The sequence below is a fragment of the Bacillus cereus group sp. MYBK79-1 genome (genome assembly GCF_051915365.1).
In the GTDB taxonomy this organism is placed as follows: domain Bacteria; phylum Bacillota; class Bacilli; order Bacillales; family Bacillaceae_G; genus Bacillus_A.
In genome coordinates this window covers 206,228-224,704 of sequence record NZ_JBQAEO010000003.1, presented here as the reverse complement: position 1 = coordinate 224,704, position 18,477 = coordinate 206,228, and the positions used below count along the sequence as shown (strand labels likewise).

Below are 18,477 nucleotides of genomic sequence, written 5' to 3'. Positions count from 1 at the left end.
TGATTAGAATCATTTTCTTAAATCAATAGTTAACTCATCTGTAATCTGCTCAAGATGGAAAAATCTTTTTATATAATGGATATGTGACCATTTCTCTTCTCCACCAATAATAAATAATTCTTGCGCATCATACATAAATGAAAAGCTTGGATAGAAACTGTCAGCCTTTATTTCAATCTCACCAGTACGATTACAGATAATCTTACAGTCTGCTGAATAGCTTAATAACGTATAGAGAGAATCTTGTGCTGATTGGAAGAAATACTTCATAAGTGTAGTTATATCATCACTATCGGTAATGAACACGTTAAAAAAGTTCGTATCTCTTTTCTTATTAGTAAAAACTAGCTCAAAATGAATTTTATTCTCTTCTAAAAATCCTTCAATAAAGTCTCTACATAAATAAGTTTCAAATAACATATACATAGGAAATTTGTTATGTGTACCCATAAATCCTTTAATGATTTCTTCGAATCCTGTATGCTGATTCCAATTCGTTCCCACTCCTATCATAATAGGGTGATTTAAATAAATAGGATACGGTGATAACCCTTCATTTTTTAACATATACACTCGTTTTCCATCTGTATGAAGAGCAGGTTGATCCTCTTTTAGTACGTATTGAGATAATTGAACATGTAACACATTTACACCTACCTATCATGTAATACATAAACTATATCTATTAAATCAGAAAAAAGGATGAATCATTCACATTTTACCTTGTTTAAGCGAAGAGAACTAGAATCATTTTATAAACTAGGATATCTTACAAGGACAAAATCACCTCACTGAAGGATGACAGGTCTTCCAAATAAAGCTGGATAATAAATTAACATCGCACCTACAAATGAACACACTAAACAAAAAATAGCCTCGTATTTTATGACCAGAGAAGAATTTGTATCAAGCTTTTTTTCCTCTCTTTTACATATCATTTCAAAAGTTCTATATAATAAATACCCAACCATCGCCCCGAGGGTGTTCGTAAATAAATCATCAATATCTGTAATTCTATTATTTAACAATTGATTTAACTCAATTGCCAATGAAAAAAAGAATCCCGCGCATACGGTGTTTTTCATTTTTCTAAACTGCGGCCAAATAGTCGGTAGTAAAAAACCGAGCGGCATAAACAGTACAATATTCAAAAGGTACGTCGTACTACCTGCCGTATCAAATAGAGTCAAATTGATTTGACTTACACGAATCCACGTTTCATATCTACTTATATCCCATATAGTCGCGATCTGCGTCACCTTATACACTAGCGAAAGGTAGAATAGAAAAACATATACCCATAGAAAATGCCGAATAGATATAGTTCTTTTCGCTTTAAAATAACATCCAATTTGAAATACAATACAAAACATAATTGTAAAAAAATAAGTATACAAATAACTCATTAAAACTTCTCTATGCATGTGGAATCCCCTAACTTTACATTTTCATCTATGACTTTGTTGTTTATCCCGCATTAACGGGCAGTAAGACCCCCACCTCAAAATTCAGCGAAAGCAAAGGAGTTAGGTGGAGGGTCAACTGCCCGTAAAAGCCCGATTGGTGAGGGCTGATAATCAGTGGGGATGAAGCCCCCCCCACTGATTAAAGTTTCACTTTATAGGATAGGAAAAACTTTTAAAATAAAAAGTGGGGTAAATATAAAATTTTCCTTAAATTTTCACATGCAGCCCTTGTAGTATTTTCATCTATGCAGTATATATAATCATGTGAAAGTCTAACAAGAGGCAAACAATTAACATGAATGAAAAGGTACTTAGTGAACTAAGAATTCGTGATGCGTAGGTGAATACATAATGTTAAAAAAGCTAGAAGATCTAATCACTTCGGCCGCTTTCGAAGAGGCTGAAAAATTATTTAAAAACAATAATTTTGAGGACTTCTCAGAAGAAATGCTATATGTTGCTTATGAAAATAGTAGTATTACGAACTATAGTTTTATAAATTATTTATTAATGAAAGACGAATCAAGTGATTTACATGACCTTGCCTTTGATTTACTAGTAAATCCTTTATGTCATATAGACGGAGCATATCATTCTGCTTTGTATCATGCTACAAGATCAGTGGAGTTAACAAACGAAGAAAATGTGGATAGTTTATTACAATTACTCTTTTTGCATTCCGTACCAGACAAATTAATTTCTGATAAACAAGCAATTGCAATTTGTAATAAAATTTTAGCGTTAGATGCTTCTCATGAAATTGCTAAAGAAACGATTAAGGAATCATATTAATTAAAGGATTGCCACATGGCAATCCCTTAATTTTTTCATGTAACACAAAAGCTATCAAAATAGCTACTTTCCCTACTTTTAAAAACGCCGATTAAAGTGGCACTTTATTTCTTCGCATCCCTCATACTGTAATACCCAAAATTAATAATAATTAAGAAATACCCACCCATAATTCCAGCAGCAAATGTCCACATGTACTCACGGTGTTCAATTTCATACATAATAATCGCGCCGAGTATTGCAGCTGCAAATCGATTCATCATGCCAAGCATCGGTGCTTTTTCTTTTTTTACGATACTATTTCCGAACTTTTCGATACACCTTCCTAAAATCCAGGCGCAGTACATACTAACTAAAAGGCCGATGCTTATCCCAACAAACTGGGCCGAAAAAGGTGTCACCAACCATCCGAGTAACATTACGCCTAGCAAACAATATATTTGTATGTTGAATGATCTTAATGCCATACGAATCATGTTATGCTCCTTACCTTTCCTATTAATCCCATCTTTCGGACTTAAAGCTCTCCGATATATCTTTTTTAAAATGGGGGAATTTGATTTTGCTCACCATTAAATAAGCGAGTGCGCATGTGCCAAACGCCACGGAAACTGGATTATTTAGGAGGCATAAAATGAGGAGACACATTGCCGCAAATGGAATGGGCATTCCGATGAATGTTGGGAGTTTGCTTTGTTGTGTATTAAATCTCGCAAGCCGAAGCATACCGCAAATACTATAAGCGAGTGCACATATCATCCCGATAGACTGCAAATCTTTTAACGAGGCACTATATGCAAGAATAGATGGTGCCACACCAAAGGTCACTAAATCCGCAAATGAGTCTAGCTCTCCGCCTATTTCCGAAACAGCATCTAGTTTCCGAGCAACCATGCCATCAAACAGATCAAATACCATTCCTGTAATAATGAACATAACTGCACCATACATATCGTGAACGAAAACAGCGTGAATAGCCAAAAGTCCACATACAAAGTTTGCTATCGTAAGCATATTCGGTATGTAACTCATCACACGCTTCTCCTCCTTTCTACTAATTGCTTCTTACTCATTAGATTCAAGATCCTTCTGTTTTTCTTCCAATATCACTTTATTTATTTTCGTTAACGTATCAGTCATTTGCTGCAAAGCTTCAATATCAATTTTCGAGAAATACTTCTCGATCAATACATCATCTAACTCAGACAATCTTTCGATATATTTACTACCATTTGGACCGAGCGTAAGGAAATACTCCCTTTTATTGTTAGGATTAACTTGTTTCGAAATCATCTTCTGCTTTTCCAATTTCGATAAAACTTGGCTCACAGCACTTTTCGTTATATTAAAAGTACTCGCAATGTGATTTGCTGTCGTGTTTTCATTTAAATGAATATGAAATAGCATGCTCTCTTGCTGCCCAGTAAGACCGAACTCATCCTTTAAATCTTGAAATAGTAAAATGTAAAATTCATTATAGGCTCGATTCATTTCATTAATTACTTCTTTATACGATCTAGTCATAGTTTTCTTCCTCCATGCTGTTATTTCGTTTCGATAGTTTAGTTTAGTTAACTTAACTATATTATACCTTTATGTTCGTGTAAAGGGAAATAGCGCTCCGTACTTTCCTATAATAATGAATAAGGTATGCTCCTTTATCATGTCTACTGCTTTTAATTGATCAATTTTCCATTTCTCCGGTGCGCTACATCGGTCACTCTGAATAATCAAACATAATCATTAATAAAATTCCATATAGACCCATTAATGGTTAAAATGTTATAATAGAACTACCCTACATAGTTACTCATATTCATACTGAGGAACTAGCGTCTTATTAAGCAATGCGCATAAATTAGATAAAAAAGACACTTTTAAGTGTCTTTTTTATTTATATTCTCATAGAAAATATCTCTTTTATACACAAAATCTATCAAATGAAAAAGGAGGCTATCATATGGAGCATCCTCTAGCAAGAGAACTACGTAACATACGTATATGCCTTATTATCTTGATTATTGTCATTGCATTTTGGGATCGTGAGAAAACTGTGGAAATCACTGATCATGGTAGTGACCCTATCGTAAACACCAGCAATATGACCCCAGTTGGCGATAATACATTTGCCTATAAAGACGAATCTAATCAAATTAAAATATTTAAATTCAACCCAGATACAAATGAAATAAAACTAATAAAAGAGTTTTATGCTAACGAATATTAATGAAATTACATTGGACAAAAGGCACCTCAAGGTGTCTTTTTTATTTTCGAAAGGACCTGCTCACATTCATGCTTCAAACATAAAGTAAATGGAATCCGTTAAAAACATGAGTGACCCTTTGTTTTCCCCTCTTATTAAAGGAGGAACTATTATGGGATTTGGTGGTAGTTGCGGCGAAGGCTGTGGTTTTGCTGGAGGATTTGCTTTATTAGTTGTGTTATTCATTTTATTAATCATCGTTGGAGCTGCTTGCTTCTGCTAAACAAACTATCGGAAAAGACACTCTTATATGGGTGTCTTTTCTTTGTAAACTAAAAAGTATGAGAAATGGAACCTTTAGCCATAATTACAACTAAGGGCTTTTTGTATGTACATAAAAAAAGGAGCTGACTGTATGGAACATAATAAAAATGGAATGCTTGCTTTAGTTGTTTTGTTTATAGGACTAGCATTTTTTGTTGTCGGCATGGTTTATCACTTATGGGGTACAGTTTAAAAATAAATATTAATCTAATTTAGAAGAAACTCAGACGCAACATCCATATCTTCATCTCAATAGGGCACCAATAATCATTTACCTAGTCATGAAACCCCTTATGATGCTTCAGGGGTTTCTGCTTTAACACAATTATAAAAAAAGGCCCCATCACTGGGGCACTCAAAAAATAATATAAGTAAATGAATTAAAACAAATAACAGACAACTAAAATATATATCACAAAACATCACATAATCCATATATATGCAATATTACATAAAAATATTTACTATTACATGCTATACTAAAAAAGGAGTCGACAATCGTTATTTTCTTCTTAGTTTTAAAGCAATATGGATATATACCTTCTTATCGCATTTGGATTGTACAAGCAAAAGAAGACATCTTAATTGATGTCTTCTTTTCTTATACTTTTATGAATTTTTTTGAGTTGATGCTCTCCAATCACGGAAAGATGTTGGGCGTCCAGAATAAGCTCTTTGCTTTGTAACAGCAACAGCTGGTTTTTCCTCAATAATCATTGGTTTCTCTTCCACAATCACTGATTTTTCTTCAAGAATAGTCACAGCTGTTTGTATTTTTTCCAAATGCTCTTTTAAAGCTTGCTGTTCAATCTTTAAATCCGTAAGTAATCGTAAAATCATTTCAGAATTAGCCATAAAGATCCTCCTTCCCCCAATACACAGAATAAAATACAATATGTCATCAACATAATACCCGTGACAAAAATAAGGTCGTCAATTCTTTTAAAATTCGTGACATCTTTATTTTTAAAAAGGACCTGCTCAAGTTTATCCGTAAAAACATAAAGTACATTAAATCCATTAATTAATGGTCTTTAGGGAAGGAGGAGTTAATATGGGCTATGGAGGTACTTGTGGTGGAGGCTGCGGTTTCGGCGGTGGTTTCGCTTTACTAGTTGTACTCTTTATTTTATTAATCATCGTTGGAGCTAGCTGTTGGGGCGGCGGATTCGGCTGCTAAGGGGAGGCACTCTTGAGAGTGTCTTTTTTTTGTGTTTTTGATGTACAACCCCTCTCATTGGTAGTTTATCAACGTCAAAAATTACTGTCATAAGGAAATAGTATCCTTGTCATTCTCCTCGAAATTCGCACATTTTAAAATTGACATAGCACTTCATGCACCATATACTGTTAACAACAGTATACTGTCATTAACAGTATACATCCTAATTCATTCAAGGAGGTATATCCATGAAACATACAGGAAGACATACAGGTGCATTTCTTTTGTTATTTTTGGCAGAAGGTGATAACTATGGCGGGCAATTATTGCAAAAGTGCGAGGAAGAACTTCCAGTTAATCCAATCGATAGCGCCATTTTATATCGTACGCTAAAGAAATTAGAAAACGAAGGTGCAATTGAATCTTACGTAAGTACAGATCATCAAGACAAACCGAGAAAGATGTACAAAATTACGCCTGCTGGAAAGGAACAATTGGCAGATTTCCAAATCGATATTGAAGAAAAAATGAAGAACTTATCCTTTTTCTTAGACAAATATAAGGACTTAAAGGATTCCGACCATGATTAATGGCGTGATCCTTTACACTTTAGCCATTATTCTTACGGGGATTTCTTTTATGAAGGACCGCAATAAAACGAAAGAAGCTCTAATGAAGTCATGGAAAATGTTTCGTAACCTTCTACCTGCGATGCTTTCCATCATGCTTTTCGTTGGCTTATCGCTTTCTATATTAACGCCGGCTTTCCTCTCTTCTATTATTGGAGAACAGTCCGGATTTATCGGCATTATTTATTCAGCGATACTCGGATCCGTTGCACTTATTCCAAGCTTCGTCGTATTTCCACTTGGCAATACATTAGTCCAACACGGCGCAGGCCTTCCTCAAGTTGCGGCACTTATGTCTACACTCATGTCAGTAGGAATTACAACCTTACCGATGGAACAAAAGATATTCGGACGAAGCTTTGCTTACGCACGTAATGCATCTGCATTGCTCATGTCACTCCTATTCTCCTATATCATTTGGGTGGTGCTGGTATGAAGGAGCTAAAAAAATATCGCTTCTTTTTCATTTTATTACTGGGACTCTTCGTATTAACTTTTACAAATCAATCTTTAGGATGGAGCGCATTACAATTAACAGGGAATAGCATTTTAGATATGCTGTTTCTACTCCCGCCTGTCCTACTATTTGTAGGATTACTTGATCAGTGGGTGAAGAAAGAAACGCTCATGAAATATATGGGAGAAAAATCCGGTATATACGGAATCTTATTCTCTCTATTATTAGGCGGCATTGCAGCTGGTCCTCTCTACGTTGCCTTTCCAATCGCAGCACTACTCCTAAAGAAAGGCGCAAGCATTCGGTACATCGTATTTTTCCTAGGCGTTTGGACAACTGCGAAATTGCCAATTCTCGTGTATGAATTTTCTTCATTTGGAGCTACTTTTACACTCATTCATATTTGTTTTGGCTTAGTGTTCTTCTATGTAATGGGGCTTCTTTTTGAGAGGTTTTATGATCATGGGCAGTTACTACGGTATGATGTTACGGAAGAAATATAACATTAACAAACATTGGATAACAGACGCAGAAGATCGAACTGTTATTATAGAAAAAGATGAACCAACATTAACAACCTGTTACCCTTTTAAATACATTGGTGACGCCCCAGATCGATACATTATTGAAGCATCTTTAATTACTACTACTTAAAAGGAGCTGTCCCACGAGTCATCTTTTGACTATGTAACACCTCCTTTTATTTTAGAAACATTACCATAACCTTAATTCGATACAGTATACTAACTGTATAATACAGAAATTCCCATATGTTTGTTTTGTAATATTTTTTGGAGGTGATTATCTTGCGTAAAAACGTGAATTTACTTCTTCAAATAGTAATTGGAATTATAATTATGATCACGCCCATTATCATCACAGGGTTGATGTATGAGGGGTCGACAGCTATGGGCAACTTATTAGTTGCAGAATTTATAATGAGAATACTATCCCTTATTATCGGCCTTTTAGTCATTAGTAAGGCTTTGCATCGTTATTCTCAATAGTTATTCATCCTCAAAAAGGAAAGCCATTGCACATACCATATTTATACAAATAAACTATCGATCATACTGTATCCTCACTTCATTGAGATTACACCGACCATTCTTCTGTATTAAAATATCCAAAACAAATGTTACGAAAGAAATATAAAAAGACACCTTTCCTAGAAAAGATGTCTTTTTTATATAAACCTTAATTCTCGTTCTGTAAAACCCTCGCTGCCGTTACTCCCTCTTTCTCTTCTTTTAAAAACAGCGATACGATAAATGCAACAATGATAAAGACTAACCCTAGTGTAAACGCACCTTGGAATCCTGATGTTAAACCGTTTAACTTCTCTACTGGGTCCATTGGATTTGCGGAGCTTTCCATATAGCTAGCTGTTCCTGAAGACATTTTCGAAATAAAGATAGCCGTACCAATTGCGCCAGCTACTTGTTGCAACGTACTAAATAGTGCTGTTCCGTGCGGATATAAATCTGGTGTTAATTGATTTAAACCGTATGTTTGTGCTGTCATGACAAACATGAGTCCAACCATTAATACGCTATGCATAACAATAATTTGTACCATTGATGTGTCAGGAGTAATGCCTTTAAATAAGAACATTGCAATTCCCACTAACACAATGCCAGGAACGATAATAACTTTCGGACTAAATTTATCAAATAGTTTACCCGCGATTGGTCCCATTATGGCGCTAATAACACTTCCCGGAAGCATGATAATTCCTGATTTAAAAGCTGTAACGAGTAACACTGTTTGCAGGAACATCGGTAATAAAGTCATCGTTGAAAATAATGACATCATCACAATGACGATTAATCCAACTGATAATGTAAACATCGGGACTTTAAATGCGCGTAATTCTAAAATTGGATTCTCAATTTTCAATTGTCGAACGGCAAAAATACATAATGAGATAAGCCCAACAAGTAAAGTGCCATACACTTTCACATCGGACCATCCTAAATCACCCGATGCACTAAAGCTATACACAAGTCCTCCAAATCCTAATGTCGATAAAAGGATTGATGGATAATCTACTTTCGGTCTTGTTAACTCGGAAACATTTTGAATGTACTTCATCCCAATCATAATTGAAATAATCACGATCGGAATAACAATGTAAAATAACCAGCGCCAATTTAGTGAGTCAACGATTACTCCAGATAATGTAGGACCAATTGCTGGAGCGGACATCATCACAAGTGCAATTAATCCCATTGTGGCACCACGTTTTTCAGGCGGACAAATGATTAAAATCGTATTCATTAATAACGGTGTAATTAATCCCGTCGCTACAGCTTGGACGATACGGCCGACTAATAAAACGGAAAATGTCGGTGCGAATCCCGCAATTAATGTACCGACTAAAAACGTTACCATAGCGATCAAAAACATTTGTCTCGTTGTGAGCCATCGCTGAAGTAACGCTGTAATTGGGACTAAAACCCCAACTACTAACATGTAAGCTGTAGAAAGCCATTGAATCGTTGAAGCTGTTACGCCAAATTCTTTCATTAATACTGTTAACGCATTACCAAGTAACGTTTCGTTTAACAATGCAACCATTGCCCCTAAAAGTAATGCAATTAAAATGGGGGTATGTTTCAAATTAGAAGTATCAACTTTGCCACTTGTAGGGCTCTTAGTTGTCATATTCATTTACAAATTCTCCTCCTGTTTCTTACTTAAAAAGCTTTAAATAAACCCGAACACATGTAATATAATATACATATGTAGATTAAAAAGGGAGAATCATTTTTCAGCCACTGTATATTTAATCTACAAAAAAGGAGAATTGTAGATGAACGATAGTGAAAAACAACTTGATTTACGTATTAGACGTACACATAAATTATTGTGGGATTCCTTATTTGAATTAATGACGCAATCAAAACAGAAATATAGTACCATCACGATTAACCAAATTTGTGACCGCGCGATGGTACACCGAACAACTTTTTATAAACACTTTGAAGATAAAGATGCTTTATTAACATTTGGATTTAAACGATACAGCAAGATGATTGCTGGAATACCGGTTTCCGATCGATTAAGTAAACCATTTCAAGTAATGGAACAATTTATTAGCCGAACACAGTATTTAAGTCACGAAACGAGAAAACAAGAAGTAGAAGCGTTACATCAACTATGCAAAAACCATACGATGCCAAATGATTTAATTATTGAATTTTATTCAGGCGCAATGACCTCATTAAGCGCATGGTGGTTTAAAAATGAAAGAAGCGTTTCTGCTGCTGAAATGGATAGGTATCTCCACCAACTTATTAACCGGGATATTTTTCAGTTTGAGGAGGAATAACTTCCCCATAAAAAAACGCCTATATGAAATAGGCGTTTTTTTGTACATACTACATACCGATCTTCTTCAAATCCGCACTTTCAATAATCGAATGAGAATATCCGTCTTTCCCAACTCGCACCATCGCTCTTCCTAATTGTTCTGAAGTAATTACACTGCCGAATCTCTTCAATAGTGGATTAAAAGGCTTCATCACATCGTACATCAATTGATATAATTTCGTTTTTGATTTCACACCATTTGCCGGGATGATTAATCCTGGTCTAAACATATACGCAGCTTTGAAAGGTAAACGCAATAACTCATTTTCCGTTCGTCCCTTCACTCTCGCCCACATCGTACGACCTGCTTCTGTACTGTCTGTTCCGCTACCAGATACGTAAATGAACGTCATGTTTGGGTTTAACTCCGCTAATGTGTTTGCGGCAGATAATGTTAAGTCATACGTGACCTTTGTATATCCCTCTTCTTTCATCCCTTGAGAAGAAACTCCTAAACAAAAGAAGCATGCATCAAATCCGGTTATTTGCTCTTCAATGGACGATAAGTCAGCCACATTTGTAAGCTCAATTTCAGTTAATTTTTCATGCATCGCATTCGTACGTTTTCTACCGATCGTTACGACTTCTTTTACTTCATCGTTTAACAAACTTTCTCGTAATACACTCTGACCGATCATACCTGTCGCTCCAAAGATTATAACTTTCATTTGCATCCTCCTTATAAAGTGAAACTTTAATCAGCTCTCACCAATCGGACATTTACGGGCAGCCCGACTCCCACCTAACTTCTTTGCTCCAACCGAATTTTGAGGTGGGAGTTTTACTGACCGTTAATGCCGGATAAAAAGGCTGGTTTATCACCGTCTGTATTCGGTTTATTCACACCTAAGTTTCCACCAACGTGTAAATTTGGTGACTGCGCTAATTTCACGACGAAAGCTGCAACACTTTTACGTGACACTTCCGTTCCTTTATACGGCTCACCTTTTTCCGTCATTTCATACTCCACTTCATCATAATCTGTTAACCATGCTGGTCGTAATACGGTGTATGCAAGATTTGAAGCCTCGATTACATCAACAGCTTTTCGGTACGGTCCTAAATATTGACCGATCGTACGGTTATTCCATTTTCCGAATTCTCCTGGTACTTCATCATAAATGCCAAGTGAACTAATGAAAATAAGACGTTTCACTTCCGTCCCTTCCATCGCACTCACAACCGTTTTCACCTGCTCTTCTAAATCATCACCCGCTAAATTTGCATACACAACATCTTGATTTACCATCGCTTCTTTTAACGTTTCACGATTTAGAACATCTCCTTCCATAATGCGCACACGATCAGACGCATATCGCTGTACTCGATCTGCATTTCGTAAATATAACGTTAACCTTGCATCCGTGTCATTTAAAAATATATCAATCGCATTACGCGCAATTTGTCCGTTCGCTCCAAGAATTAATACGTTCGTCATCTTCAAAACTCCCTTTCTTATTTTGTATAAGGCAGTAGAAGGTATTTCTACTGCCTCACATCATTTTTTATTTCAGATTTTCTTTAAAGAATGTATCTAATTTTTCAATCGCTGGATTCACGTATTCCGGTACATCGTATAATGCAACGTGTGTCGCACCATCCAAGATGAATAATTCTTTATTTTTACTCGCAGCTTCTTCCACTACTTCTTCACTGAAATAGCGCGTATCCGCATCACTACCTGCAATTATTAAAAGCGGTTGTGTTAAAAACTTATTAATATGGCTAAAAGGTGAATATGTTGCGATTTTAGCAAAACTTGTGAACACTAGACGGTTCGGTGCATTTTCATGACGGCCACGTTCTTGTACATAGTACTCATGCCCTTCCGCCATCGTCCCAGTCATACTTTCATCTAACTCTTCTGGTACATACGAAATATAATACATATCCGCACCATTCGCTTCGTTCGTGCGCTGACCTGATACTTGTTCTAAAAACTTAATTTGATCTTCCGCCGGAATAGCGCGGCCAATACCTTCTGTAAATAATGAACCAATATCAACCATACTCACTGTTGCGACTGCTTTCATACGGCGATCCGTTTGCGCAGCTGCTACTGTATAACCTCCGCCAGCGCAAATACCTAGCGCACCGATTTTATCATTGTCTACATATGATAATGTCGTTACATAATCCACCGCTGCACGCATATCTTCTGTACGAGCATATGGATCTTCAAAATAGCGCGGTGTTCCTTCGCTCTCCCCTTGGTTTGATGCATCGAACGCTAAAGTAATAAAACCTAATTCAGAAAGCTTATTCGCATAAAGACCGGCTGCTTGTTCTTTCACGCCTCCACCTGGATGAGAAACAATGATTGCTGGATACTTTTTCGTTTCATCAAACTCCGCTGGAACATATAAATGACCTGCTAATAATAACTCGTTATTTTTGAACTTAACATTTTGTCTCATAATAAAACCCTCCAATTATTTTTTTAATATTAATCTTCGATAGTAAACCATGGGCCTGAAGCTTCAATTACATGCCACAGTTTTTCTGGAAGCTCTAGCTCACTCACTTTAGATTTCTTAATCGACGCTTGAATTTCATCTTCTTTTCCGTGCTGAACTTTTTCGATCCAGTCTGGATTCATAATTAACGCATGACCAATTGCCGCAAGTGATACTCCTTTTTCTAAAGCTAAAGCTGCATCATCTGGCGTTACGATAGAACCAGCTACCATTACAGGAACTCTTCCGTTTACATGTTCAACGATTAACTCCATGTATGTTTTCTCGCACTCGCTATCAACTGGTTTAGAAGTAAGCGCACTCGCTAACGAAGCGTGAACATAATCAACATCTAATTCAATAAGACGATTCATTAACTCGTACGTATCTTTCATTCTTAACGCACCTTCTTGCGGTTCGTCAGGTGAGAATCTGTAGCCTAATGCGAATGGCTTCTTCGCGTATTTTTTAATTATGGATTGAATTTCACGAACGACTGCTAGCGGGAATCGTAAGCGATTTTCTAAAGAACCGCCCCACTCATCTTCACGTCTATTAAAGAATGGTGAGAAGAAGTTTTGTAGTAAAAACCCGTGCGCACCGTGAATTTCAACGCCATCAAAACCAGCTTCAATTGCTCTTCGCGTCGTTTCTCCAAAATCGCGAATCACTTCTAAAATTTCATCGTGCGAAAGTTCTCTCGGTAATACAGATGGCGCAAACGGAGAAGCTTCTGTTTCTAAAGCACTTGCACTCACTACATCCCCGCCCGGTGTGAAATCAGGTAACGCTTTGTTCCCTGCATGGAAAATTTGAAGAATAGCCGGTGCTCCGCCGCTCTTAGCCGCATCCGCTAACTTACGTAAACTTGGAATAAACGTATCATCATAACCTGCGAACTCATTTGTAAAACCGATACCGTTCGCCTGTACATGTGTACATCCCGTAATCACAAGCCCGACTCCGTTCACTCTCTTTTTGTAATACGTTACTTCTTCATCTGAAATCGTATAATCATCATTACCTGCCCAAGTTGTCATCGGCGCCATCACGACTTTATTTTTCAGAGTAACGCCAGATTTAAATGTAAATGCTTCAAATAAGTTGTTATATTTCGGATTCATAATTGACCTCTTTCTCGTTGTTTTTCATATATAAAATTGTCATTATTTTGTTATTGGTTCTTTTGAAGAAAGTTACTTAGCGTACGCAATGTGGCTGCTATCCCCCTCTTTCATTAAGAAATGATACACAGAAGAATTAATACACGTTGATGTATTATCTCTCCCGTGTGTATAATATAAAATGAAAAAAAGATGTTTTCAAACGTCAATTTTAGTGAATTCATGCATTAATACACACATCCATAAAAATTGTGTATTAACTACGAAGAAAGTTTGGTGAAGACAATGGAAAAAGTCGATCGAAGGATCATAAAATCAAAAGAAGCAATCAAAAACGCTTTTATTGAACTCATGGCCGAAAAAGGATTTGATAAAATTACAGTAAAGGACATTTGCACCACAGCGGACGTCGGAAACAGAACGTTCTACCTTCATTACTTCGATAAATATGATTTACTCGACAAACTCGTTGTAGAACGTATCGAAGCACTAAAAACACTGTGCGCTCCTCTCCATGATTTAAGCTTTAGAGAAGCATGCATTGCTTGGTTTGAAAACATGGAACAGCACTACTTCTTCTTCTCAACGATGCTAGCAGGAAAAGGAGCTTCCGCTTTCCGCAAACACTTCTTCGACTACATCATCGAACAAATAAAAGATGACATAGAGGTTAAAGAAGGTGTAAACAAAGGATTTAGTGAGGACATGATTATCACATTCTTCGGCTACGCCATTGTAGGAGTCGTGGAGACATACTTTATGAAGGGACTTCCTGATCCTCCGGAAGTTGTTGCGGAGCAGCTTGGATTGTTGCTGGATAGGAACTTTTAAATGAAAAGGGGCTGTTTTATAATCCGGTTCAATCGGTTTATAAAACAGCCTCTTTCTTATGGGGGAAAGTGAAACTATAATCAGCCCTCATCCATCAGACATTAACGAACAGTGTAACGAAACATGCGAACTCCATTGCACTTGGAGTCATACAACTCGGTTTTGTCGGCCTATTTAGCCTTATATTTTCATTCATTATCGAAACACCAAAACTTCCTAGCACAACCAACTCATGGCTCATCATCCTAGCCTTAAGCATCTTTTGCACCCCAGTCGCATTCATCGTGCAAGTTATCGCCCAGCAATACACGACGCCTACACATACCGGACTTATTTTCTCATTAGAACCTGTCTTTTCCGCAGGCTTCGCTTTCGTTTTCACAGGTGAAACGCTCACAGGAAAAGGATACTTAGGCGCGATGCTTATATTAGTATTAGTAAGTGTTTTGATTGCTGAAGTGGATTTTAAGGGATTGTTGCGGGTTAATTATAAAAAGAATATGGAATAGTTATTTCGCTAAAGTACATAAACATACCCCAAAACTATTCGTTTTTATTATTTTCACCCTCTTACCTTAATTTTTTTAGATGCTACCTTCGAATCAGGTAGCATCTAAAATATGTTACAAGGAATTATTATATTTATGTAGCCTGCATAGTTAACCTTTTCTACATTACTTACTGTACATAGTCATACAGATTTTTCGCTAGCAATAAACAAGTTACTGTAATGAAGAGGGCGCGAACATACCCGCTTCCTTTTTTTATAGCAAATTTGGAGCCAACGACTCCTCCAGCAATTTGAGCAATCCCCATTATAAAACCATACACATAGTTTACTTGCCCTACACACATAAACATCAACAACGCACCAACATTACTTCCTAAATTAAGAAGCTTCGCATTACCTGCTGCTTTTAAAAAATCATAACCAATAAATAAAAGAGAAAACATTAAAAACGAACCTGTGCCAGGACCTAGAAATCCATCATAAAAACCAATAGCAAAAATAAAAAAGGTAAAAATAATGACATGTCGACCAGACAATTTCTTATGAGTGGAAATACTACCCCAATCCTTTTTGAATATCGTATAAATAGCAACCGCACCAAGCATAATCAGCATCAATGGCTTCAGTACTTCTGGGTTCATTAAATGAACGGTCCATGCCCCTATTACGGAACCTATGAAAGTGAGTGGAACTAATTTAAACGCCGATTTCAAATCAAGATTACCAGAACGATAAAACACAATATTACTAGTTGCACACCCCATTGTCGACGCTAGTTTATTCGTAGCTACTGCACTTGCTGGATTCAGTCCTGTAAATAATAAAGCGGGTAAGGCGATCAATCCACCACCACCTACCACTGAATCAATAAATGCAGCTAAAAATCCAAAAGCAATCAAAATAATTAATACGGATGGGTCTAAATAAAAGTCCATACTATTAACCTCCCCTTTAGTCACTATTCGAATAGTAACTAATAATTTGCTAAATGTAAACAGTTATTGTAACGTTGAAATATAAAGTGAAACTTTAATCAGTGGGGGGTTTTGTTCATCCCCCACTGATTATTAGTTGAACCAATCGGGCTTTTACGGGCAGCTCGACCCCCACCTAACTTCTTTGCTTCCGCTGAATTTTGAGGTGAGGGTCTTACTGCCCGTTAAAGCGGGATAAAAGCAAACATCGGAGGACAAAAAAGTGGACTACATAGTGCAACAGCTTAAAAAAATTGGTTTTAATGAATATGAAGCTAAATCTTATGTATCTCTTGTGAAACAGGGGCCTGTCACAGCCTATCAAGTAAGTAAGGATTCGGGTGTCCCAAGAGCGCGAATTTATGAGATTTTGGGTAACCTTGTAGAAAAAGGAATTGTCATGAAGGAAGAAATAAATGATACCACTCGCTATTCACCTCTACCTGTTGAAATCTTTTTACAAAAGGCTCAATCAGAATGGCAGTCTACTTATGAAGGAATTAGTGATTCATTAAAAAAACTAGAAACTTCCGAGGAAAAAACGGATAATCGAGTAATTACTTTAAAAGACAATCAAACAATCATTAGCTACTGTCAGACATTAATAAAAAAAGCAGAAAAACGTATTGTCATTTCAATGTGGGATGAGATGTATGAAGCATTAAAAGAGGAACTGTCTGCGGTAGCTGATAAAGTTACAGTACAAGGTATTACCCTGCATGTTGAAAATCCAATTAAAAATTTAGAAGCCCATCGCATAACACCTTATACAGAAACCTTGTCTACAGAACATTGGTTTATTTTATCAATAGATTCTAAAGAAATGATTTATGGACCATCACTTGAAGAGCGCAATGTTGCTTTTTATACAGATGACCCCGTTCATATATACCTATTAGAAGATTATGTATGGCACGATGTTTTAGTAAATCGGCTTGTCCGACGTAGCCAAGATGATTTGGAGCAATGGATTACCGCAGAGAGAAGATCCTTCTTTATGGGGAAATAAGAAACATATTTAGAGAATCAAAGAATAAAGCATAAGTTAATGAAATGGAACACTTATGCTTTATTTTATTTACACAGTGATACTCAATTCTTTTCGGCTATTTCTAAACATTATTCAGATTTGATTATTTTTATTTAATTCTAAATTACAAGAAATATAATACCCACTTTCTTTAAACTCGATTATAATTATATAGATAAATATATTGAAGTACGTACTAATGATAGAAGGAAAGTGGGTATCATATTGGTGAATAAAATTTTTTATCTTTTAGATCCAAAAGGTGTCGAGTTAAAAAAGAACTCCATAGATTTCCGCTATAATATTCAAACAACATTATCTTCTATCCATAACTTAAGAAAAACAGAGAGAAAAGTCTATAATAAAGGCAATGTTGCAGTAGCCCAATTTATTTTCAATGACTTTATCCAAACATTATACTCCCACAGTCAAATTGACTACCCTACAGATCCTTATTTACACTATGCAAAAGAAGATAATTTATTTGCATCATCATGCGCTATTTTACGTAAAGACAAAATATTTACCACCTTGGAACTTAGCTCTAAAGACTCCTTACTTCCATATGATAGATGTGTGGATACAGAAGCGAAACTTTTGGAACAAATACGTTTTCTTGCAGATACTTTTAAGCCAGCTGAAGGAATTGTAAATTTATTTACTGAGCTGTATCCTTGTACAAGCTGTAAAAATGTTATAGACCAATTCGAAAAGAGATATAATGGAAATATAACATTGAACGTATTCCATGAAAAATAACATATAAGGTGGTGTTCCAAATAATGAATGAAAATGAAAACAAGTATACAGAATTAGTTGAATTCACCAACATACTATTCCATAAATTCCATGAAGTTCAGGGCGCCAAACTACGAGATACTTTCGGCAGAATCCTTCAAGAATTACGAGAAGATACAAATGCAGATCCACTTGCGAAATTCGTTGTATATAACCGTTTATATGAACTAGCAATAGATAAAACAAACTTTGAATTAGTAAAAGTTTTAACAGAAGAATTAGCACTACTTCAAACCGAACTTCAAAGAGTTCCACCAGTTAATAAACATTTACAAGAACAAATCAAAAAATTTGCGTATTTAACTTAATAAAAAATAGCCGACTCTAGTCGGCTATTTTTTA

General features: G+C 36.1%; 26 protein-coding genes and 2 pseudogenes. 16 read left to right on the top strand and 12 right to left on the bottom strand.

All coding sequences use genetic code 11. The features are described 5' to 3' along the window. Positions 1-9 precede the first annotated feature (9 nt). The gene (locus ACTFOB_RS07965; RefSeq protein WP_440026535.1) at positions 10-645 is read right to left on the bottom strand and encodes a hypothetical protein; all 636 of its coding nucleotides are present in this window, start codon (positions 643-645) and stop codon (positions 10-12) included. 143 nt (positions 646-788) lie between these two features. Then, the gene (locus ACTFOB_RS07960) at positions 789-1,424 is read right to left on the bottom strand and encodes a VanZ family protein (RefSeq protein ID WP_440026533.1); all 636 of its coding nucleotides are present in this window, start codon (positions 1,422-1,424) and stop codon (positions 789-791) included. Between the two features lie 393 nt (positions 1,425-1,817). Between ACTFOB_RS07960 and ACTFOB_RS07955 the strand changes: the two genes are divergently transcribed. Continuing rightward, complete coding sequence (locus ACTFOB_RS07955; protein ID WP_440026531.1) at positions 1,818-2,258, top strand: hypothetical protein; 441 nt, start codon at positions 1,818-1,820, stop codon at positions 2,256-2,258. Between the two features lie 104 nt (positions 2,259-2,362). Here the strand turns inward: ACTFOB_RS07955 and ACTFOB_RS07950 are convergent, their stop codons facing one another. Genes ACTFOB_RS07950 through ACTFOB_RS07940 form a run of 3 tightly spaced genes read right to left on the bottom strand, consistent with a single transcriptional unit; the run spans position 2,363 to position 3,782 of the window. Further along, positions 2,363-2,734: an ATP synthase subunit I gene (locus ACTFOB_RS07950; RefSeq protein ID WP_440026529.1), complete on the bottom strand. Its 372-nt coding sequence runs from the start codon at positions 2,732-2,734 to the stop codon at positions 2,363-2,365. Positions 2,735-2,756: 22 nt separating this feature from the next. Further along, positions 2,757-3,290, bottom strand: a complete 534-nt coding sequence (gene pssA / locus ACTFOB_RS07945) for a CDP-diacylglycerol--serine O-phosphatidyltransferase (RefSeq protein WP_440026750.1) — start codon at positions 3,288-3,290, stop codon at positions 2,757-2,759. A 33-nt stretch (positions 3,291-3,323) separates the two neighbouring features. After that, the gene (locus ACTFOB_RS07940) at positions 3,324-3,782 is read right to left on the bottom strand and encodes a MarR family winged helix-turn-helix transcriptional regulator (RefSeq protein ID WP_440026527.1); all 459 of its coding nucleotides are present in this window, start codon (positions 3,780-3,782) and stop codon (positions 3,324-3,326) included. A 436-nt stretch (positions 3,783-4,218) separates the two neighbouring features. Here ACTFOB_RS07940 and ACTFOB_RS07935 point away from each other — a divergent pair, with 436 nt between their 5' ends. The 3 genes from ACTFOB_RS07935 (at position 4,219) to ACTFOB_RS07925 (ending at position 4,981) form a co-directional block, all read left to right on the top strand. Next, entirely contained in the window at positions 4,219-4,485 is a 267-nt protein-coding gene (locus tag ACTFOB_RS07935) for a YmzC family protein (RefSeq protein ID WP_088121454.1), read from the top strand. A 151-nt stretch (positions 4,486-4,636) separates the two neighbouring features. Next, positions 4,637-4,747 carry a YjcZ family sporulation protein gene (locus ACTFOB_RS07930; RefSeq protein ID WP_151298907.1) on the top strand — a complete coding sequence of 37 codons (111 nt, stop codon included), beginning with the start codon at positions 4,637-4,639 and terminating at the stop codon, positions 4,745-4,747. 105 nt (positions 4,748-4,852) lie between these two features. Continuing rightward, on the top strand, positions 4,853-4,981 hold the full coding sequence (locus ACTFOB_RS07925) for a hypothetical protein (protein WP_440026759.1): 129 nt from the start codon (positions 4,853-4,855) through the stop codon (positions 4,979-4,981). Between the two features lie 416 nt (positions 4,982-5,397). Here the strand turns inward: ACTFOB_RS07925 and ACTFOB_RS07920 are convergent, their stop codons facing one another. Next, entirely contained in the window at positions 5,398-5,643 is a 246-nt protein-coding gene (locus tag ACTFOB_RS07920; protein WP_440026525.1) for a hypothetical protein, read from the bottom strand. Between the two features lie 199 nt (positions 5,644-5,842). Here ACTFOB_RS07920 and ACTFOB_RS07915 point away from each other — a divergent pair, with 199 nt between their 5' ends. The 6 genes and pseudogenes from ACTFOB_RS07915 (at position 5,843) to ACTFOB_RS07890 (ending at position 8,043) form a co-directional block, all read left to right on the top strand. Next, positions 5,843-5,968 (top strand): YjcZ family sporulation protein, encoded by a 126-nt coding sequence (locus ACTFOB_RS07915; RefSeq protein ID WP_000540385.1) that lies wholly within the window; start codon positions 5,843-5,845, stop codon positions 5,966-5,968. Positions 5,969-6,198: 230 nt separating this feature from the next. Continuing rightward, positions 6,199-6,540, top strand: a complete 342-nt coding sequence (locus ACTFOB_RS07910; protein ID WP_440026524.1) for a PadR family transcriptional regulator — start codon at positions 6,199-6,201, stop codon at positions 6,538-6,540. After that, on the top strand, positions 6,533-7,015 hold the full coding sequence (locus ACTFOB_RS07905; protein ID WP_440026523.1) for a hypothetical protein: 483 nt from the start codon (positions 6,533-6,535) through the stop codon (positions 7,013-7,015). The genes ACTFOB_RS07910 and ACTFOB_RS07905 overlap by 8 nt, the downstream gene beginning before the upstream one ends. Then, positions 7,012-7,539, top strand: a complete 528-nt coding sequence (locus tag ACTFOB_RS07900) for a permease (protein WP_440026521.1) — start codon at positions 7,012-7,014, stop codon at positions 7,537-7,539. The genes ACTFOB_RS07905 and ACTFOB_RS07900 overlap by 4 nt, the downstream gene beginning before the upstream one ends. Beyond that, positions 7,535-7,690 (top strand): annotated as a pseudogene (locus tag ACTFOB_RS07895) (sortase domain-containing protein); the annotation flags it as partial. The gene ACTFOB_RS07900 and the pseudogene ACTFOB_RS07895, both read left to right, overlap by 5 nt. Before the next feature lie 152 nt (positions 7,691-7,842). After that, positions 7,843-8,043, top strand: a complete 201-nt coding sequence (locus tag ACTFOB_RS07890) for a hypothetical protein (RefSeq protein ID WP_440026520.1) — start codon at positions 7,843-7,845, stop codon at positions 8,041-8,043. Positions 8,044-8,233: 190 nt separating this feature from the next. Here ACTFOB_RS07890 and ACTFOB_RS07885 read toward each other — a convergent pair whose 3' ends face one another. Next, positions 8,234-9,709, bottom strand: coding sequence for an MDR family MFS transporter (locus tag ACTFOB_RS07885; RefSeq protein WP_440026518.1), 1,476 nt, complete (start codon positions 9,707-9,709; stop codon positions 8,234-8,236). A 142-nt stretch (positions 9,710-9,851) separates the two neighbouring features. Here ACTFOB_RS07885 and ACTFOB_RS07880 point away from each other — a divergent pair, with 142 nt between their 5' ends. Continuing rightward, complete coding sequence (locus ACTFOB_RS07880; RefSeq protein ID WP_440026516.1) at positions 9,852-10,370, top strand: TetR/AcrR family transcriptional regulator; 519 nt, start codon at positions 9,852-9,854, stop codon at positions 10,368-10,370. Positions 10,371-10,419: 49 nt separating this feature from the next. Here the strand turns inward: ACTFOB_RS07880 and ACTFOB_RS07875 are convergent, their stop codons facing one another. From ACTFOB_RS07875 to ACTFOB_RS07860, 4 genes are all read right to left on the bottom strand, one after another. Continuing rightward, positions 10,420-11,079, bottom strand: a complete 660-nt coding sequence (locus ACTFOB_RS07875) for an NAD(P)H-binding protein (RefSeq protein WP_440026514.1) — start codon at positions 11,077-11,079, stop codon at positions 10,420-10,422. 113 nt (positions 11,080-11,192) lie between these two features. Then, the gene (locus ACTFOB_RS07870) at positions 11,193-11,849 is read right to left on the bottom strand and encodes an SDR family oxidoreductase (RefSeq protein ID WP_440026512.1); all 657 of its coding nucleotides are present in this window, start codon (positions 11,847-11,849) and stop codon (positions 11,193-11,195) included. Positions 11,850-11,916: 67 nt separating this feature from the next. Then, positions 11,917-12,828 (bottom strand): alpha/beta hydrolase, encoded by a 912-nt coding sequence (locus tag ACTFOB_RS07865; protein ID WP_440026510.1) that lies wholly within the window; start codon positions 12,826-12,828, stop codon positions 11,917-11,919. A 29-nt stretch (positions 12,829-12,857) separates the two neighbouring features. Continuing rightward, positions 12,858-13,991, bottom strand: coding sequence for an NADH-dependent flavin oxidoreductase (locus ACTFOB_RS07860; protein ID WP_440026508.1), 1,134 nt, complete (start codon positions 13,989-13,991; stop codon positions 12,858-12,860). 285 nt (positions 13,992-14,276) lie between these two features. Between ACTFOB_RS07860 and ACTFOB_RS07855 the strand changes: the two genes are divergently transcribed. After that, complete coding sequence (locus tag ACTFOB_RS07855) at positions 14,277-14,822, top strand: TetR/AcrR family transcriptional regulator (RefSeq protein ID WP_440026506.1); 546 nt, start codon at positions 14,277-14,279, stop codon at positions 14,820-14,822. An 89-nt stretch (positions 14,823-14,911) separates the two neighbouring features. Then, a pseudogene (locus ACTFOB_RS07850) lies at positions 14,912-15,331 on the top strand (DMT family transporter); the annotation flags it as partial. Positions 15,332-15,500: 169 nt separating this feature from the next. On the opposite strand, the gene ACTFOB_RS07845 reads toward ACTFOB_RS07850, so the two are convergent. After that, complete coding sequence (locus ACTFOB_RS07845; RefSeq protein ID WP_440026504.1) at positions 15,501-16,268, bottom strand: TSUP family transporter; 768 nt, start codon at positions 16,266-16,268, stop codon at positions 15,501-15,503. A 262-nt stretch (positions 16,269-16,530) separates the two neighbouring features. Here ACTFOB_RS07845 and ACTFOB_RS07840 point away from each other — a divergent pair, with 262 nt between their 5' ends. From ACTFOB_RS07840 to ACTFOB_RS07830, 3 genes are all read left to right on the top strand, one after another. Continuing rightward, the gene (locus tag ACTFOB_RS07840) at positions 16,531-17,316 is read left to right on the top strand and encodes a TrmB family transcriptional regulator (RefSeq protein WP_440026502.1); all 786 of its coding nucleotides are present in this window, start codon (positions 16,531-16,533) and stop codon (positions 17,314-17,316) included. A gap of 249 nt (positions 17,317-17,565) precedes the next feature. Further along, positions 17,566-18,096: a deaminase domain-containing protein gene (locus ACTFOB_RS07835; protein ID WP_440026500.1), complete on the top strand. Its 531-nt coding sequence runs from the start codon at positions 17,566-17,568 to the stop codon at positions 18,094-18,096. Between the two features lie 23 nt (positions 18,097-18,119). Further along, entirely contained in the window at positions 18,120-18,443 is a 324-nt protein-coding gene (locus ACTFOB_RS07830; RefSeq protein ID WP_001004763.1) for a hypothetical protein, read from the top strand. The last annotated feature ends 34 nt before the right edge of the window (positions 18,444-18,477 follow it).

Coding starts and splice junctions, on each gene's coding strand:
- ACTFOB_RS07960 (WP_440026533.1), bottom strand. CDS start 1,424: ATGCATAGAGAAGTTTTAATGAGTTATTTGTATACTTATTTTTTTACA.
- ACTFOB_RS07955 (WP_440026531.1), top strand. CDS start 1,818: ATGTTAAAAAAGCTAGAAGATCTAATCACTTCGGCCGCTTTCGAAGAG.
- ACTFOB_RS07950 (WP_440026529.1), bottom strand. CDS start 2,734: ATGATTCGTATGGCATTAAGATCATTCAACATACAAATATATTGTTTG.
- pssA (WP_440026750.1), bottom strand. CDS start 3,290: ATGAGTTACATACCGAATATGCTTACGATAGCAAACTTTGTATGTGGA.
- ACTFOB_RS07940 (WP_440026527.1), bottom strand. CDS start 3,782: ATGACTAGATCGTATAAAGAAGTAATTAATGAAATGAATCGAGCCTAT.
- ACTFOB_RS07935 (WP_088121454.1), top strand. CDS start 4,219: ATGGAGCATCCTCTAGCAAGAGAACTACGTAACATACGTATATGCCTT.
- ACTFOB_RS07930 (WP_151298907.1), top strand. CDS start 4,637: ATGGGATTTGGTGGTAGTTGCGGCGAAGGCTGTGGTTTTGCTGGAGGA.
- ACTFOB_RS07925 (WP_440026759.1), top strand. CDS start 4,853: ATGTACATAAAAAAAGGAGCTGACTGTATGGAACATAATAAAAATGGA.
- ACTFOB_RS07920 (WP_440026525.1), bottom strand. CDS start 5,643: ATGGCTAATTCTGAAATGATTTTACGATTACTTACGGATTTAAAGATT.
- ACTFOB_RS07915 (WP_000540385.1), top strand. CDS start 5,843: ATGGGCTATGGAGGTACTTGTGGTGGAGGCTGCGGTTTCGGCGGTGGT.
- ACTFOB_RS07910 (WP_440026524.1), top strand. CDS start 6,199: ATGAAACATACAGGAAGACATACAGGTGCATTTCTTTTGTTATTTTTG.
- ACTFOB_RS07905 (WP_440026523.1), top strand. CDS start 6,533: ATGATTAATGGCGTGATCCTTTACACTTTAGCCATTATTCTTACGGGG.
- ACTFOB_RS07900 (WP_440026521.1), top strand. CDS start 7,012: ATGAAGGAGCTAAAAAAATATCGCTTCTTTTTCATTTTATTACTGGGA.
- ACTFOB_RS07885 (WP_440026518.1), bottom strand. CDS start 9,709: ATGAATATGACAACTAAGAGCCCTACAAGTGGCAAAGTTGATACTTCT.
- ACTFOB_RS07880 (WP_440026516.1), top strand. CDS start 9,852: ATGAACGATAGTGAAAAACAACTTGATTTACGTATTAGACGTACACAT.
- ACTFOB_RS07875 (WP_440026514.1), bottom strand. CDS start 11,079: ATGAAAGTTATAATCTTTGGAGCGACAGGTATGATCGGTCAGAGTGTA.
- ACTFOB_RS07870 (WP_440026512.1), bottom strand. CDS start 11,849: ATGACGAACGTATTAATTCTTGGAGCGAACGGACAAATTGCGCGTAAT.
- ACTFOB_RS07865 (WP_440026510.1), bottom strand. CDS start 12,828: ATGAGACAAAATGTTAAGTTCAAAAATAACGAGTTATTATTAGCAGGT.
- ACTFOB_RS07860 (WP_440026508.1), bottom strand. CDS start 13,991: ATGAATCCGAAATATAACAACTTATTTGAAGCATTTACATTTAAATCT.
- ACTFOB_RS07855 (WP_440026506.1), top strand. CDS start 14,277: ATGGAAAAAGTCGATCGAAGGATCATAAAATCAAAAGAAGCAATCAAA.
- ACTFOB_RS07845 (WP_440026504.1), bottom strand. CDS start 16,268: ATGGACTTTTATTTAGACCCATCCGTATTAATTATTTTGATTGCTTTT.
- ACTFOB_RS07830 (WP_001004763.1), top strand. CDS start 18,120: ATGAATGAAAATGAAAACAAGTATACAGAATTAGTTGAATTCACCAAC.